This window comes from Pseudomonas sp. LS-2 (genome assembly GCF_003605735.1).
GTDB lineage: Bacteria > Pseudomonadota > Gammaproteobacteria > Pseudomonadales > Pseudomonadaceae > Aquipseudomonas.
The window spans coordinates 31,997-46,160 of record NZ_QXTJ01000009.1; the positions used below are offsets into that span (position 1 = coordinate 31,997).

The window sequence follows — 14,164 nt, forward strand, 5'->3', positions numbered from 1 at the left end:
CGTCGTAATCACCGAACGTAGTGTTTGGTAAGGAATGAACCATGCGTCATCGTAAAAGTGGACGTCACCTGAGCCGTACCAGCTCTCACCGTAAGGCCATGTTTCAAAACATGGCGGTGTCGCTGTTCGAGCACGAGCTGATCAAAACTACCCTGCCGAAAGCCAAGGAACTGCGCCGCGTTGCCGAGCCGCTGATCACCCTGGCCAAGGAAGACAGCGTTGCTAACCGTCGTCTGGCTTTCGACCGTACTCGTTCGAAAGAAATCGTTGGTAAGCTGTTCAACGATCTGGGCAAGCGCTACGCCACCCGTCAGGGCGGTTACCTGCGCATCCTGAAGTGCGGTTTCCGCGCTGGCGACAACGCGCCAATGGCGTACGTCGAGCTGGTTGATCGTCCTGTCGGTGGTTCTGTAGAAGCCGCTGAATAAGACATCAGTCTTTACAAAGAACCGGGCCTAGTGCCCGGTTTTTTGTTGCCCGCTCGCCAGCTAAATACAACGCGTTATCAGTTACTTTGTGCATTTATTGCGCGAACTCTAAGTGATAAACAGAACTTCCCTCATTTACCCGATTTTTCGGCACCAAATGTCAGAAAATCGCGTTTTATCTTCGCTTTTCTGCCTCTCGCCGAGTGACCTTCGAACGATGTTGGTTCAAACTATCGTCTTTCATGAAGGAGATTCACGGCGATGCAAGGCCACCCGGACGTCATCGATTACCTCAACACGCTGCTGACCGGCGAACTGGCTGCACGCGACCAGTATTTCATACATTCCCGCATGTATGAGGATTGGGGGTTCAGCAAGCTGTATGAGCGCATCAACCATGAGATGGAAGAAGAGGCGGGGCACGCCGATGCCTTGATGCGTCGGATTCTGATGCTTGAGGGGACGCCGCGTATGCGTCCAGATGACCTGGACGTAGGCACTACCGTCCCTGAGATGCTCGCCAGCGATCTTCGGCTGGAATACAAGGTACGTGCCGCCCTGTGCAAAGGCATCGCTCTCTGTGAGCAACACAAGGACTATGTCAGTCGCGACATTTTGCGTGTTCAACTCGCGGACACCGAAGAAGATCACACCTATTGGCTTGAGAAGCAGATCGGCCTGATCAAATCCATTGGCCTGGATAATTACCTGCAATCCCAGTTCTGAATTTGGGTCAATTAAAAGCCCCCGCCACGATCCTCGTGACGGGGGCTTTTTCATTTTGACGAGCGCTTAATTCATCAGGCGCGATCCCGCTCTAGCAGCGGCTTCAAGTAGTGGCCGGTGTAGGATTGTTTCATCTCGGCAACCTGCTCGGGCGTGCCCGTGGCAATGATCTGGCCTCCTTTGGAACCGCCTTCCGGCCCAAGATCAACCAACCAGTCAGCAGTCTTGATCACGTCGAGGTTATGCTCGATCACCACGACGGTGTTGCCGTGGTCTCGCAGACGGTGCAAAACGTCCAGCAGCTGTTGAATATCGGCGAAATGCAGTCCAGTGGTTGGCTCGTCGAGGATATAGAGCGTCTTGCCGGTATCGCGTTTGGACAGCTCACGTGACAGTTTCACCCGCTGCGCTTCACCGCCGGAGAGGGTTGTCGCGGACTGACCGAGCTTTATGTACGAAAGCCCGACATCCATCAGCGTCTGGAGCTTGCGCGCCAGTGCAGGGACCGCGTCAAAGAATGCCCGTGCCTCTTCAATAGTCATTTCCAGCACTTCGTGGATGTTCTTGCCCTTGTATTTGATCTCAAGGGTCTCGCGGTTATAGCGCTTGCTCTTGCAAACATCGCACGGCACGTAAATGTCCGGCAGGAAGTGCATTTCGACCTTGATCAAGCCATCGCCTTGGCAAGCCTCGCAACGGCCGCCTTTGACGTTGAACGAAAACCGGCCCGGGCCGTACCCGCGCGAGCGTGACTCCGGTACTCCCGAGAACAATTCGCGAATCGGCGTGAACAAGCCGGTGTAGGTTGCCGGGTTGGAGCGGGGTGTGCGTCCAATTGGGCTCTGGTCGATGTCCACGACCTTATCCAGATGCTGCAACCCATCGATACTGTCGTGTGTGGCGGCCTCGAGGGTAGTGGCCCCGTTCAGCTCGGTCGCGCTGAGAGGGAACAATGTGTTGTTGATCAGCGTCGATTTACCTGAGCCCGATACACCCGTTACACAGGTCAGCAGGCCGATCGGGATTTCCAGGTCGACATTGCGCAAGTTGTTGCCGCGCGCGCCCTTGAGCTTGAGCGACAGTTTCTTGTTGCGCGGGGTGCGTTTGGCAGGCACTTCAATCTTCACGCGCCCGGAGAGGTATTTTCCGGTCAGCGAATCTGGATGATCCATGACTTCCTGTGGCGTGCCCTCAGCGACGATGTTGCCGCCGTGGACACCAGCTCCGGGGCCGATATCGACCACATAGTCAGCCAGACGAATCGCATCCTCGTCGTGCTCGACGACGATCACTGTGTTGCCGATGTCGCGAAGGTGGCGCAGCGTATCCAACAGACGATCGTTGTCGCGCTGATGCAGTCCGATGGAGGGCTCATCGAGGATGTACATCACACCTACAAGACCCGCGCCGATCTGGCTGGCGAGACGAATGCGCTGAGCTTCGCCACCCGATAACGTGTCCGCACTTCGATCCAGAGTCAGATAATCCAGACCCACGTTGACCAGGAATTGCAGACGTTCGCGTATTTCCTTAAGGATCTTGTCGGCGATTTCGCCGCGTCGGCCGGTGAGCTTCAAGCTACCGAAATAGTCTGTGGCGTCTCCGATTGGCAGGTTAGTCACGGCAGGAAGCGTTTTCTCGCCGACCCACACGTGGCGGGCCTCACGACGCAGACGAGTGCCTCGGCAATCAGGACAGGGCTGGGTGCTCAGGAACTTGGCCAGTTCTTCCCGGACGGACGCCGATTCGGTTTCACGGTAACGGCGTTCAAGATTCGGCACGATGCCTTCGAACGGGTGCGCACGCTTGACGATGTCGCCCCGATCATTCAGGTAGCGGAAATCGACATTCTGGCTGCCACTGCCATTGAGGAGAATCTTCTGCTGGTCGGCGGGAAGCGCTTTGAACGGGACTTCCAGGCTGAATCCATAATGCTTGGCAAGCGACCCAAGCATCTGGAAGTAATAAACGTTGCGCCGGTCCCATCCGCGGATCGCTCCTTCTGCGAGCGTGAGGTCTGCATTGACCAGACGCTTGATGTCGAAGAATTGCTTCACGCCCAGACCGTCGCAGGTAGGGCATGCGCCGGCAGGGTTGTTAAAGGAGAACAACTTGGGTTCCAGCTCGCTGATGGCATGACCACAGATGGGACAAGCGAAGCGGGCGGAAAAGATCATTTCTTCGCCGGGCTCGTCATCCATCGGCGCGACCAGTGCAATACCGTCCGCCAGCTTCAGCGCTGTTTCAAAGGATTCTGCCAGGCGCTGCTGCAGATCGGCCCGGACCTTGAACCGGTCGACAACGACGTCAATGGAGTGCTTCTTCNTGCGCGCACGAAGCCTTGAGCGCGCAACTCTTCGAACACTGCCAGATGCTCGCCTTTGCGTTCTCTAACCACAGGTGCGAGCAGCATCAGCTTGCTGCCTTCCGGCTGGGCCAGCACCAAATCGACCATCTGGCTTACGGTCTGGGCTTCCAGCGGAATATCGTGGTCCGGGCAACGCGGCTGACCTACGCGTGCATAGAGTAGACGCAGGTAGTCGTAGATTTCGGTGATGGTGCCCACGGTCGAGCGCGGGTTGTGGGACGTCGACTTCTGCTCAATGGAGATGGCAGGTGACAGACCTTCGATGGTGTCGACATCAGGCTTTTCCATCATCGACAGGAACTGCCGCGCGTAGGCCGACAGCGATTCGACATAGCGACGCTGGCCTTCGGCGTAGAGCGTATCGAATGCCAGAGACGACTTGCCTGAACCGGAGAGGCCGGTAATGACGATCAGCTTGTCGCGCGGCAGGGTCAGGTCGATGTTCTTCAGGTTGTGGGTTCGAGCCCCACGAATCAGGATCTTGTCCAAGGTGGCCTCGCACGGCGGGCGTCAAAACGCAGAAGTATACGGCCAAATACTGGATGGATGCACACTATCGAAGTGCATGGCTTTAGCGAAGGCGAAAAGAAAATTCCCGCGATGCGCGGCAATGCGTCGTATGTGCTGTACATCGATGGGACTGGTAGAATCGCCGCCGGTTCACATGAGGTTCTTCCATGCACGATTCTCACAGCGAGCGCATGAGTGGCAGCGAAACCCGCGCGGCGGGCGGTCTGGCGCTGGTTTTCGCGTTCCGTATGCTTGGCATGTTCATGGTGCTGCCGGTGCTGGCAACCTATGGCATGGACCTGGCTGGCGCCAGCCCCGCACTTATAGGCCTGGCGATTGGCGCTTACGGCCTGACTCAAGCAGTGCTGCAAATTCCGTTCGGCATCATTTCCGACCGCATCGGGCGTCGCCCCGTGATTTATCTAGGGTTGATCGTATTCGCGCTGGGCAGTGTGCTGGCCGCTCAATCCACGTCGATCTGGGGCGTCATCGCCGGCCGGGTTCTGCAAGGTGCTGGTGCGATCTCCGCAGCGGTAATGGCGCTGCTGTCCGATTTGACCCGCGAACAACACCGAACCAAAGCGATGGCCATGATTGGCATGACCATTGGCGTATCGTTTGCCGTCGCCATGGTGATCGGCCCGATACTGACCAGCGCGTTTGGGCTGTCCGGGCTGTTTCTCGCCACTGGCGGGATGGCGCTGATCGGCATTGTGATCGTTGCGTTCGTCGTTCCGAAATCGACCGTGACCTTGCAGCATCGTGAATCCGGCCTTGCACGGCAGGCGCTTGGCGCGACCCTTCGTCACCCGGACCTGCTGCGGCTGGATTTGGGTATCTTTGCGTTGCACGCCATGCTGATGTCCAGTTTCGTAGCGTTGCCGCTGGCGCTGGTTGAGAAAGCCGGTTTGCCCAAAGAACAGCACTGGTGGGTCTACCTGACCGCCTTGCTGATCTCCTTCTTCGCGATGATCCCTTTCATCATTTACGGTGAAAAGAAGCGTCAGATGAAGCGTATTTTGCTCGGTGCCGTATTGGTGCTAATGCTCACTGAACTATTCTTCTGGGAGTTCGGCGACACGCTTCGGGCGTTGGTGATCGGCACCGTGGTGTTTTTTACCGCATTCAATCTGCTGGAGGCATCGCTGCCTTCGTTGATCAGTAAGGTTTCTCCGGCGGGCGGTAAAGGCACGGCAATGGGGATTTATTCCACCAGCCAGTTCCTCGGTTCCGCCGCAGGTGGCATCCTCGGCGGTTGGCTGTTTCAGCACGGAGGATTGGGAGTCGTGTTCCTCGGCGGGGCTGGTCTGGCCGCCCTCTGGTTGGCGTTTGCTGTTACCATGCGCGAACCTCCGTACGTGACCAGCCTTCGCCTGCCGTTGTCGCCCGAGGCTCAACGTGACACAGGCCTTGCCGATCGCGTGTTGGCCGTACGTGGAGTAACAGATGCAGTAGTGGTGGCCGAAGAGGGCGCCATCTATATCAAATTTGACAAAGAACTGTTGGATCGGGCGTCTTTCGACGAAGTGGTCAATCCAGCGTCGGAAACGTGTGAAGCCTAGGAGAACGTTATGGCCCGTGGGGTTAACAAAGTCATATTGGTCGGCACGTGCGGCCAGGATCCCGAAGTTCGCTACTTGCCTAACGGTAATGCCGTGACCAACCTGAGTCTGGCGACAAGCGAGCAGTGGACCGACAAGCAGACCGGTCAGAAAGTCGAGAAGACTGAATGGCACCGTGTTTCGATGTTCGGCAAGGTCGCAGAGATCGCCGGCGAGTACCTGCGCAAAGGTTCGCAGGTCTACATCGAAGGCAAGCTGCAGACCCGCGAATGGGAAAAAGACGGTATCAAGCGTTACACCACTGAAATCGTTGTGGACATGCAGGGCACCATGCAATTGCTGGGCGGTCGTCCACAGGGCGACGCTCAACAAGGTCAAGGCGGTGGCGGGTACCAGAATTCCGCACCTCGTCCACAGCAATCGCGTCCGCAGGCTGCTCCTCAGCCGCAGCGCGAGTCTCGCCCGGCTCCGCAACAGGCGCCACAACCGGCTCCTGATTTCGACAGCTTCGACGACGATATCCCGTTCTGATCCCACGGGATCGAACGCGGTAGCGATCAAAGCAAAAGCCCCCGAACAGTTGCGCCTGTCGGGGGCTTTTTTTTGAAGTCTGCGCGCGGATTACAATCCCAGATCCGACAGTCCAGGGTGATCATCCGGGCGACGGCCCAGCGGCCAGTGGAACTTACGCTCGGACTCCTTGATTGGCATGTCGTTGATACAGGCAAAACGGTTGGCCATCAGCCCGTCTTCTNCGAAACCAGTTGCCCGAGTCGTCGTGCCATTCGTAGGCATAACGCACGGCGATGCGGTTGTCCGTAAAGGCCCACAGTTCTTTGATCAGGCGGTAGTCGAGTTCCTTTTTCCACTTGCGGGTCAGGAAGGCCTTGGCTTCTTCGCGATCGGTGGCGAACTCAGCGCGGTTACGCCATTTGGTATCGAGGGTGTAAGCCAGCGAAACCTTTTCAGGATCACGACTGTTCCAGCCATCTTCGGCCAGGCGGACCTTTTCGATGGCCGATTCGCGGGTGAAAGGGGGAAGTGGCGGGCGAGTTTGGGCATTGGATGACATAGCGAAGCCTCCAGACAGTAGTGAGTTTGGCGATGAGTGATGCGTTTTTTGAACTCCAGGCCCCTAAGGCGAGGCCTGTTTCAGCAACATCTGCGCAACGTCCTTTGCGCCGTCGGCGGCAGTGTAGTCGCCCATGACGCGGGCCACCGTGATGGCGCCTTCCATCAAAATCAGCAGCTGTTTAGCCAGAACTGAAGGCTGCTCGATTTCTAACTGCTCGCACAGTTCGAGCGTGTAGTTGAATAACTTCTGTTTGTGCAGCTTGGCGATCAGCCGAATCGGGTCATTCGGATTGCCAACCTCTCCCGCTGTATTGATGAAAGCGCAGCCGCAAAATCCTTCGGATTCAAACCAGCCCTTGAGCACAGTGAACATGTTCAGAATGCGGGATCGGGGCGTTTCAGCCTTGTTCGACTCCGTTCTGAACCACTGCATCCAGCGAACATCGCGTGCGTTGAGTGCGCAGGCTGCCACTTCGTCTTTCGTGGCGAAGTGGCGATAGATACTTTTCCTGGCAACTCCGGAAGTCTTCACCAGAAGATCCATGCCCATGGCGTGAATGCCGTTCTGGTAAATCAGGGATTCGGCGGTCGCGAGGATTTTTTCTCGTGTGTCGGTTGTAGTCGTATTCATTGGGTTTAAGGTAGAACGGTCATTCTCTATGGTCAAGCGACTTGCTGAAAATAACTTTCCCCATTGGTCGGCGAGACGAGGCGCAGATGAAGCTTTCCCCGTGCCGGCGAACTTGCCGGACCAAATTCGATCAGTTTCTTTGCGCCTTGTTTGGGCGCCCCCAAGACTGAAAGGAGTGACCTGAGTTTTGTCTAACTTCAAATCCGTCCTGCTGTTATGCCTGACGCTCTGCGCTGGCAGTTTCAATGTTTTGGCGGCCGACGCACCTGCTGCAAGCACTGCGCAATCGGCAGCGTCCACTGATTCGGCTCCCGCCGCTGACCCTGCAAAACCGGAGATCCTCGTCAAGGGCGGGTTGCTCGGCGTGATCAGTACCAGTATCGACAGCGTGCAAGACAAACTCGATCTGGACAGTCATTTTCTTGACTCCTGGAGATTGCGTGCTGACCGAGCGGCCGACGAGTTGGACACGTTGGTCAACAAGCCTCTGGCGCGAACACCCTGGAGCATCGCCAGTGATTTCCTGATCCTTTCGGTGGTGTGGATCGGGACGTTTTTGATCTTGAACCGTCTTGCGACATTCATGGTCGGACGCATTTCGCGGCGACCGTTGTTGCTCAAGCGGGAACGGGTTCAGGGTGTCTTGGGCTATGTCCTGCCGTTCACGATTCCAGCTGTGATCTGTTTACCGCTGACGTTGTACGCCAGTCATTTCATGTCGCCATCGATAGGACGTGCGCTGGCGCTGTGTCTGGCGTATTCGACCAGCAGCGGTATTTTTTCCACATCAGTGCTGATGTCGGTCATCGTGTTGTTCAACGCCGGACACAAGCGCACGGCGGTGCGGATCATTCGTGGATACGCGCCCCATCCACTATTCATCATCGGATTTCTCGCGGCGTTGAGCGATGCGCTGACCAGCCCGCAGATTGCCCGTCAGTTTGGGGGCAACGTCACCACCAGTGTTGCGGCGTTTACCGGCTTGATGGCTTCAGTGATGTTCTGCATCGTGGTCATCCGCATGCGCCGTCCTGTGGCGCACCTGATTCGTAACCGGTCTCTGAGCGCACGCCTTGCGCGCCCGGCTTTGCAACAGACGCTGAAAATCTTTTCGAGCCTTTGGCACCTGCCGATTCTGCTGATGATTCTGGTGTCGGCGGTCAGTCTGATCGGCGCTGGCGAGGACAGTCAGGAAGCTCTGCGGTGTGCCTTGCTGACCACGGTTCTGCTGATCGGCACGGTGTTTCTCAGCACTCTATTCCAGCACATGTTCAAACCTGCCGAAACGCATACCGGGCGGGTTTACAAAGAGCGTTTGCTGAGCCTGCTACACGCCGTTTTACGCATCGCGCTCGCGGTCGGGTTTATCGAACTGCTGGGGCGGATCTGGGGCTTTTCGCTGTTCGAATTCGCACAGCGCAATGCACTGGGCAAGGTGATCAGCGATTCGCTGAGCAGCATCGGGCTGATCTTCCTGGTGACGTGGTTACTGTGGGTGGTGATGGACACCGCAATTCAGGAAGCTCTCAAGCCGCCGGCGAACAATCGTTCCACGCGGCAGCCGAGCACGCGGGTCAAGACCATCCTGCCGCTGCTGCGTAATGCGATCAAAATCATTCTGGTGGTGATTTGCACCATCACGACGATGGCGAATCTGGGAATCAACGTAGCGCCACTGCTGGCGGGCGCCGGGGTAGTCGGTCTGGCAATCGGTTTCGGCTCGCAGCAATTGGTTCAGGATGTGATCACCGGTCTGTTCATCATCGTCGAGGACACCATCTCCATCGGCGACTGGGTGGTGCTGGATTCCGGCCATGCGGGTACGGTGGAAAGCCTGACCATCCGTACGCTGCGTCTGCGGGACGGCAAGGGTTTTGTGCATTCGGTGCCGTTCGGGCAGATCAAGGCGGTGACGAACCAGTCCCGTCAGTTTGCCTATGCATTTTTCTCCTTCCAGTTCACCTATGACTCGGATGTGGATTCTGCGACTTCGCTTATCCGTGAAGCGGGGCAGGAAATCAGCGATGACTTCTTGCTGGCGAGCAAGCTGCAAGGGCCGCTGGAAGTGTTCGGTCTGGATCGCATGGACATGAACGGGATCGTGATCACTGCGCAGTTCAGGACTTCTTCCGGCGGGCAGTATGCGGTGAGCCGTGCATTCAACGACAAACTCAAACGTCTTGTGGATAAGTCGACTGACGTACGCTTCGCCCAAACTTATCCACAACTGGTGATGAGTCCGCATAAAGGGCAGTTGCCGCTGATGGACGAGGGCGATGAGCAACAGCCTGTGCCGGGCAAGGCTTCGGTGGTTAACAAGGATGGGTCCGAGAGCCCGGCGTAATCAGTAAACCTTCGACGGTGAGAGCCGGCAAGCCGGCTCTCACGAATCAGTTCATGCTGCGGTCTTGCATTCACCTGAACAACCGATCCCGCACTTGCAGCATCACCGGTGCATCCAGTTCTCCCCAGTACTGCGGTTTGCCTGCGACCACTGCGGCGATGGGTACGCCATCGCGATAGACCAAACGATTGCCGACCACCGCGGGCACTTTCGCGCCCGGTAACAACGTACCGGCCAGATTCAGCGGGTCGACGCCGCTCACCCCGATCAAACTCCCATCCAGCGTGCGCTTGCGCACCTCCCGCAGCAGAGGAATCGCCTCGGGCAGAGCGAACTGCTCGCCTGCCAACCCCGCGACGAAACGACCGCCACGGATGTCACCTCGTGCTTCGAGGCGATGGAACGTCCTCAGCAATTCGCGCCAGCTCGGGAGCCAGTCTGCCTCGCGCTCCAGCAAACGCCAGAACACCACGCCGTAGCGACGCAACAGGGTCATGGCGATGTGTTCCAGAGTGTCGCTGTCGAGACGCGGGGAGGGCGATGCAGCGTTGGCGGGCGCTCGTCGCAACAAGGCCCATCGCCCGGCATCATCCATCCCGCCGATGAAGGCCCCGCGATTGCGTCGGCTGGTGTGCGCCGCGCGTTTGCTGGCGGGGGTAACCAAGGCGCGGAGTCCGGCGAAGCTGTCGGCGTTCACCAGCCCGGCGCCGACCAGTTCCTGCAAGGCGTTTTCCAGTTCTGTGCGCAGCAGGTGGGCTTCGCTGGTCAACTCGTCGAAAAACATAGCGCCATGGGTGCAAAGGACTTCATGCACCTTCTGCGCGCGCAATGACAATTCGGTGGGCGCAGGTTGTTCGGTCAGGCCGCTCCACAGACGCACCTGAGGGCGCGGCAGCAGCACAATCGGCGTACTGCGCAAAGCGGCGCTGCCCACTTTGTTGCGGCTGGTCAGACGCATCCATACCACTTTGCCGGACCGGCACAGGTCATCCAGCCAGCTTTGGGAATAGTCCATCAGGCGCGCGGGAAGAATATCGCTGTCCCATGCGCCTGCGGCTGCGGAGAATCCCTCGAGCTGATCGACCACCTCTGGCAACGCAGCCTTGCCCCGGCTCTGTGTGGCGGAGGAAAGGTGCTGCCAGTCGAAAAGAAAACGCGTGAAGTCTTGCAGCGACACCGGTTCGATCTCTCGACGCAGCCGCTTGACCGTGTAGCGATGAATGCGTGAAAGCAGATGCCGCTCGCACCATTGTTCCTCATGGGCGCCGGGACTGAAGCGACCTCGCAGGACATAGCCTTCATTTTCCAGCTGAGACAATGCCTGAGTGACCTCGCCGGGCGGCAATGCCAGTGGCTCGGAGATATCTGGCAATGTCAACGGCCCGAAACCACTCAAACGCGCCCGGACGATCTCGACCCTTGCGTCATCCTCGTTCCAGGTCTCATCGAAACCCTCCATGGCAGCCAGCGGAGGGTGCATTTCAGCAGCAGGGTAGATAGCGTGCAGACAGGTGAGGCGTTCCAGTGGAATCCACAGGGCCTGTTCGGGCGACACCTGAAGGCGAGTGGCGCGGCCCGAGCGAGCGAGACTTTCCAGCCAGTTCATCCACTCTCGTTGATCCCGCGCTTCCGCACCGCTGACGCACCCCAGACTCATCAAGGCCTCATGCATCTCGTCGATGTTCTGCGGTCGCGGCCACGCCTCGTCGCTGACAGCCACGATGGCGTCGGCGTCGAGAGCACCCAGGTCATCGGCGGACTCGGGGTCGCTCCAGCGCCGGTTGAGTACGGCCTGGGTCCGGCGTTCCTCCAGCGGCGCGTCGTCGAGGAAGCTGTAAGGCTTGGCGTTCAGGATCTCGGCGGCCAAAGGGGAGGGCGCAGGCAGGTCACGGCTGATCAGGCGCACTTCGCCTTTTTCCATGCGTCGCAGCAATGCCAGCCAACCGTCGGCGTCCATGGCTTCGTGCAGGCAGTCGTCCAGGGTTTGTTCGACCAGCGGATGCGCCGGGACTTCCCGTTCGCCGACCAGATTTTCAAGGCAGGCAATTTGATCGGGGAAGACTGTCGCTATCAAGTCCTCACTTTTCATGCGCTGCAGTTGTGGTGCGACCTTGCGACCGCCCGTGTAGCGTGGCAAGGCCAGCGCAACGCCCGCGTTCCAGCGCCAGCGGACGCCGAATAACGGCGCGTCGAGCACGGCTTGAATCAGCAGATGCTCGGCGGTGTTGGAATTGAGGTAGCGCCAGACTTCCTCCAGCGCAAAGCTGTGGCTGGTGGACAGTGACAGGACGATGGCATCCTCGCTGGCAGCGGCCTGCAATTCAAAATTGAAGGTACGGCAAAAACGCTTGCGCAGTGCCAGGCCCCAGGCCCGATTAACGCGGCTGCCGAACGGGGTATGAATCACCAGTTGCGTGCCGCCGGATTCGTCGAAGAAACGCTCCATCACCAGCGTGTCCTGCGATGGCAAGGCACCCAGGGCCGAGTGGGCACGGGCCAGATAGTCGACGATCTGCTCGGCACTGGCGCAGTCCAGCCCCAAGGTGCTGATCAGCCAATCGATGCATGGCCGCAGATTGCCCGGATGAGCGCTGAACTGCTGATCGATGTCCGATTGCAAGCGAGCGACGGCAAAGGAGAGTTCGTCGCTGCGCCCCGGCGCTTCGCCCAGCCAGAACGGAATGTTCGGAGGTACGCCTTGGGCGTCTTCGACGCGTACGCGACCGGCCTCGATACGCAGGATCCGGTACGAGGTATTACCGAGCTGAAAGATGTCTCCGGCGATGCTTTCCACAGCGAAATCTTCGTTGACCGTGCCGATGTTCAATGCCTGGGGTTCGAGGATCACGCTGTAGTCGGCGTTGTCCGGGATCGTCCCGCCGCTGGTGACAGCCGTCAGCTTGCTGCCGCGTCGTCCGCGCAATGTGCGGGTCACGGCATCGCGATGGAGGTAGGCGGCGCGCACGCCCTGACGCCCGCTGTAACCTTCGGCGAGCATGCTCAGCAGCGCCTGATAATGGCCTTCATCGAGTTCGGCATAGGGCCAGGCCTTGCGAAACAGATCCAGCAAGGCCTGCTCCTGCCATTCCTGACAACTCACCTCGGCAATGATCTGCTGGGCCAACACATCCAGCGGCGCCTTGGGGATGACCAAGGTGTCGAGTTCGCCCCGTCGCACGCAGTCCAGCAGCGCTGCGCATTCGATCAAGTCGTCACGGGACACTGCAAACAGCCGACCCTTGGGCGTTCCACCGACCTGGTGGCCAGAGCGCCCGACCCGTTGCAGGAATGCGGCGATAGAACGTGGTGAACTGATCTGACAGACCAGATCGACATCGCCGATATCGATACCCAGCTCCAGCGACGCCGTGGCGATCAGGACCTGCAAGTCGCCGCGCTTGAGGCGCTGCTCCGCGTCCAGACGCTGCTCCTTGGCGAGGCTGCCGTGGTGCGCCGCCACGGCCTCTTTGCCAAGACGCTCGCTCAGATGCCGAGCCATGCGCTCGGCCAGCCGCCGAGTATTAACGAAAATCAGTGTGGTGCGATGTTCCCGCGCTAGCTCGGCCAGGCGGTCATAGACCAACTGCCAGACATCGTTGGCCATAACGGCGGTCAGCGGCACGGGCGGAACTTCGATGGCCAGATCCCGAGGCCGGGCATGGCCGATGTCGACAATGGCGCAAGGGCGGCTGACCGGGTCGCTGCCCACCAGAAAGCGTGACACCCGCTCGATGGGTTTTTGCGTCGCCGAGAGCCCGATTCGCAACAAAGGCTTTTCACACAGCCCCTGCAGGCGTTCGAGGCTCAACGCCAGGTGACTGCCGCGCTTGCCGGCAGCAATGGCGTGGATCTCGTCGACGATCACCGTTTGCGTGCTCGACAGCATGCGACGACCCGAATCCGAACCCAGCAGCACATACAGCGATTCCGGGGTGGTCACCAGAATATGCGGTGCCGTTTTGCGCATCGACGTGCGGTCTTTTTGCGGGGTGTCGCCGGTACGCACGGCCGTACTGATCCGAAGTTCAGGCAGACCCTGTTGTACCAACTGCTCGGTGATGCCGGTCAATGGATTTTGCAAGTTGATCTGAATATCGTTGGACAAGGCCTTGAGGGGCGAGATGTACACCACGAAGGTCTGGTCCGGCAATTCGCCGCCCGTCTTCAGCCCCTGATGAACCAGATCGTCGATCACTGCCAGGAAAGCCGTAAGGGTTTTCCCGGAGCCGGTGGGCGCTGCGATCAGCGTGGACTGGCGTTGCTTGATCAGCGGCCACGCCTGAGCCTGAGCAGCAGTAACCGCCGGGAACGTGTTGCGAAACCAGGCGCTCACGGCCGGGTGAAAGCCGTCGAGGACTGGGTCAAGCGTCTGGGAAACATTCATGGGTAAATTTATGCGGGCGCAAGGCTAAGGATGCAAGGGCCGGTGATCGGGGGCTTTGCCGGTAGACCTGTTGGGACTTATCCACTGACGTGTTATGTTTGCGAGCGTTTTTCACCTATTTTTTCTAAAGACTGAGC

At 58.7% G+C, this 14,164-nt stretch carries 8 protein-coding genes and 3 pseudogenes; 5 read left to right on the top strand and 6 right to left on the bottom strand.

What is annotated here, in order from left to right:
• Positions 1-41: 41 nt before the first annotated feature.
• Complete coding sequence (gene rplQ / locus D3M70_RS06090; RefSeq protein ID WP_002555463.1) at positions 42-428, top strand: 50S ribosomal protein L17; 387 nt, start codon at positions 42-44, stop codon at positions 426-428.
• Between the two features lie 261 nt (positions 429-689).
• Positions 690-1,154, top strand: coding sequence for a bacterioferritin (bfr, locus tag D3M70_RS06095; protein WP_120124975.1), 465 nt, complete (start codon positions 690-692; stop codon positions 1,152-1,154).
• Positions 1,155-1,228: 74 nt separating this feature from the next.
• On the opposite strand, the gene uvrA is transcribed toward bfr, so the two are convergent.
• The coding region (uvrA, locus tag D3M70_RS06100) for an excinuclease ABC subunit UvrA (RefSeq protein WP_256659731.1) at positions 1,229-3,479 on the bottom strand (2,251 nt) is incomplete at its 5' end.
• A 1-nt stretch (position 3,480) separates the two neighbouring features.
• A pseudogene (locus tag D3M70_RS32735) lies at positions 3,481-4,011 on the bottom strand (excinuclease ABC subunit UvrA); the annotation flags it as partial.
• A 188-nt stretch (positions 4,012-4,199) separates the two neighbouring features.
• On the opposite strand from D3M70_RS32735, the gene D3M70_RS06105 reads away from it, so the two are divergent.
• Together D3M70_RS06105 and D3M70_RS06110 are read left to right on the top strand one after the other, a co-directional pair.
• Positions 4,200-5,594 (top strand): MFS transporter, encoded by a 1,395-nt coding sequence (locus D3M70_RS06105; RefSeq protein ID WP_120124976.1) that lies wholly within the window; start codon positions 4,200-4,202, stop codon positions 5,592-5,594.
• 9 nt (positions 5,595-5,603) lie between these two features.
• On the top strand, positions 5,604-6,125 hold the full coding sequence (locus D3M70_RS06110) for a single-stranded DNA-binding protein (RefSeq protein WP_120124977.1): 522 nt from the start codon (positions 5,604-5,606) through the stop codon (positions 6,123-6,125).
• 90 nt (positions 6,126-6,215) lie between these two features.
• Here D3M70_RS06110 and D3M70_RS32740 read toward each other — a convergent pair.
• The 3 genes and pseudogenes from D3M70_RS32740 to D3M70_RS06120 form a co-directional block, all read right to left on the bottom strand.
• A pseudogene (locus tag D3M70_RS32740) lies at positions 6,216-6,348 on the bottom strand (DUF1348 family protein); the annotation flags it as partial.
• Between the two features lies 1 nt (position 6,349).
• Positions 6,350-6,666: pseudogene (locus D3M70_RS06115) on the bottom strand (DUF1348 family protein); the annotation flags it as partial.
• Positions 6,667-6,729: 63 nt separating this feature from the next.
• The gene (locus tag D3M70_RS06120; RefSeq protein ID WP_120124978.1) at positions 6,730-7,299 is read right to left on the bottom strand and encodes a TetR/AcrR family transcriptional regulator; all 570 of its coding nucleotides are present in this window, start codon (positions 7,297-7,299) and stop codon (positions 6,730-6,732) included.
• Positions 7,300-7,486: 187 nt separating this feature from the next.
• Between D3M70_RS06120 and D3M70_RS06125 the strand changes: the two genes are divergently transcribed.
• Positions 7,487-9,643, top strand: a complete 2,157-nt coding sequence (locus D3M70_RS06125; protein ID WP_120124979.1) for a mechanosensitive ion channel family protein — start codon at positions 7,487-7,489, stop codon at positions 9,641-9,643.
• A 70-nt stretch (positions 9,644-9,713) separates the two neighbouring features.
• Here D3M70_RS06125 and D3M70_RS06130 read toward each other — a convergent pair whose 3' ends face one another.
• The gene (locus tag D3M70_RS06130; protein WP_120124980.1) at positions 9,714-14,027 is read right to left on the bottom strand and encodes a DEAD/DEAH box helicase; all 4,314 of its coding nucleotides are present in this window, start codon (positions 14,025-14,027) and stop codon (positions 9,714-9,716) included.
• Positions 14,028-14,164: the final 137 nt, after the last annotated feature.

What these genes read in the sequence shown, in the direction of transcription:
- rplQ (WP_002555463.1), top strand. Translation starts at nt 42, where the DNA reads ATGCGTCATCGTAAAAGTGGACGTCACCTGAGCCGTACCAGCTCTCAC.
- bfr (WP_120124975.1), top strand. Translation starts at nt 690, where the DNA reads ATGCAAGGCCACCCGGACGTCATCGATTACCTCAACACGCTGCTGACC.
- D3M70_RS06130 (WP_120124980.1), bottom strand. Translation starts at nt 14,027, where the DNA reads ATGAATGTTTCCCAGACGCTTGACCCAGTCCTCGACGGCTTTCACCCG.
- D3M70_RS06110 (WP_120124977.1), top strand. Translation starts at nt 5,604, where the DNA reads ATGGCCCGTGGGGTTAACAAAGTCATATTGGTCGGCACGTGCGGCCAG.
- D3M70_RS06105 (WP_120124976.1), top strand. Translation starts at nt 4,200, where the DNA reads ATGCACGATTCTCACAGCGAGCGCATGAGTGGCAGCGAAACCCGCGCG.
- D3M70_RS06120 (WP_120124978.1), bottom strand. Translation starts at nt 7,299, where the DNA reads ATGAATACGACTACAACCGACACACGAGAAAAAATCCTCGCGACCGCC.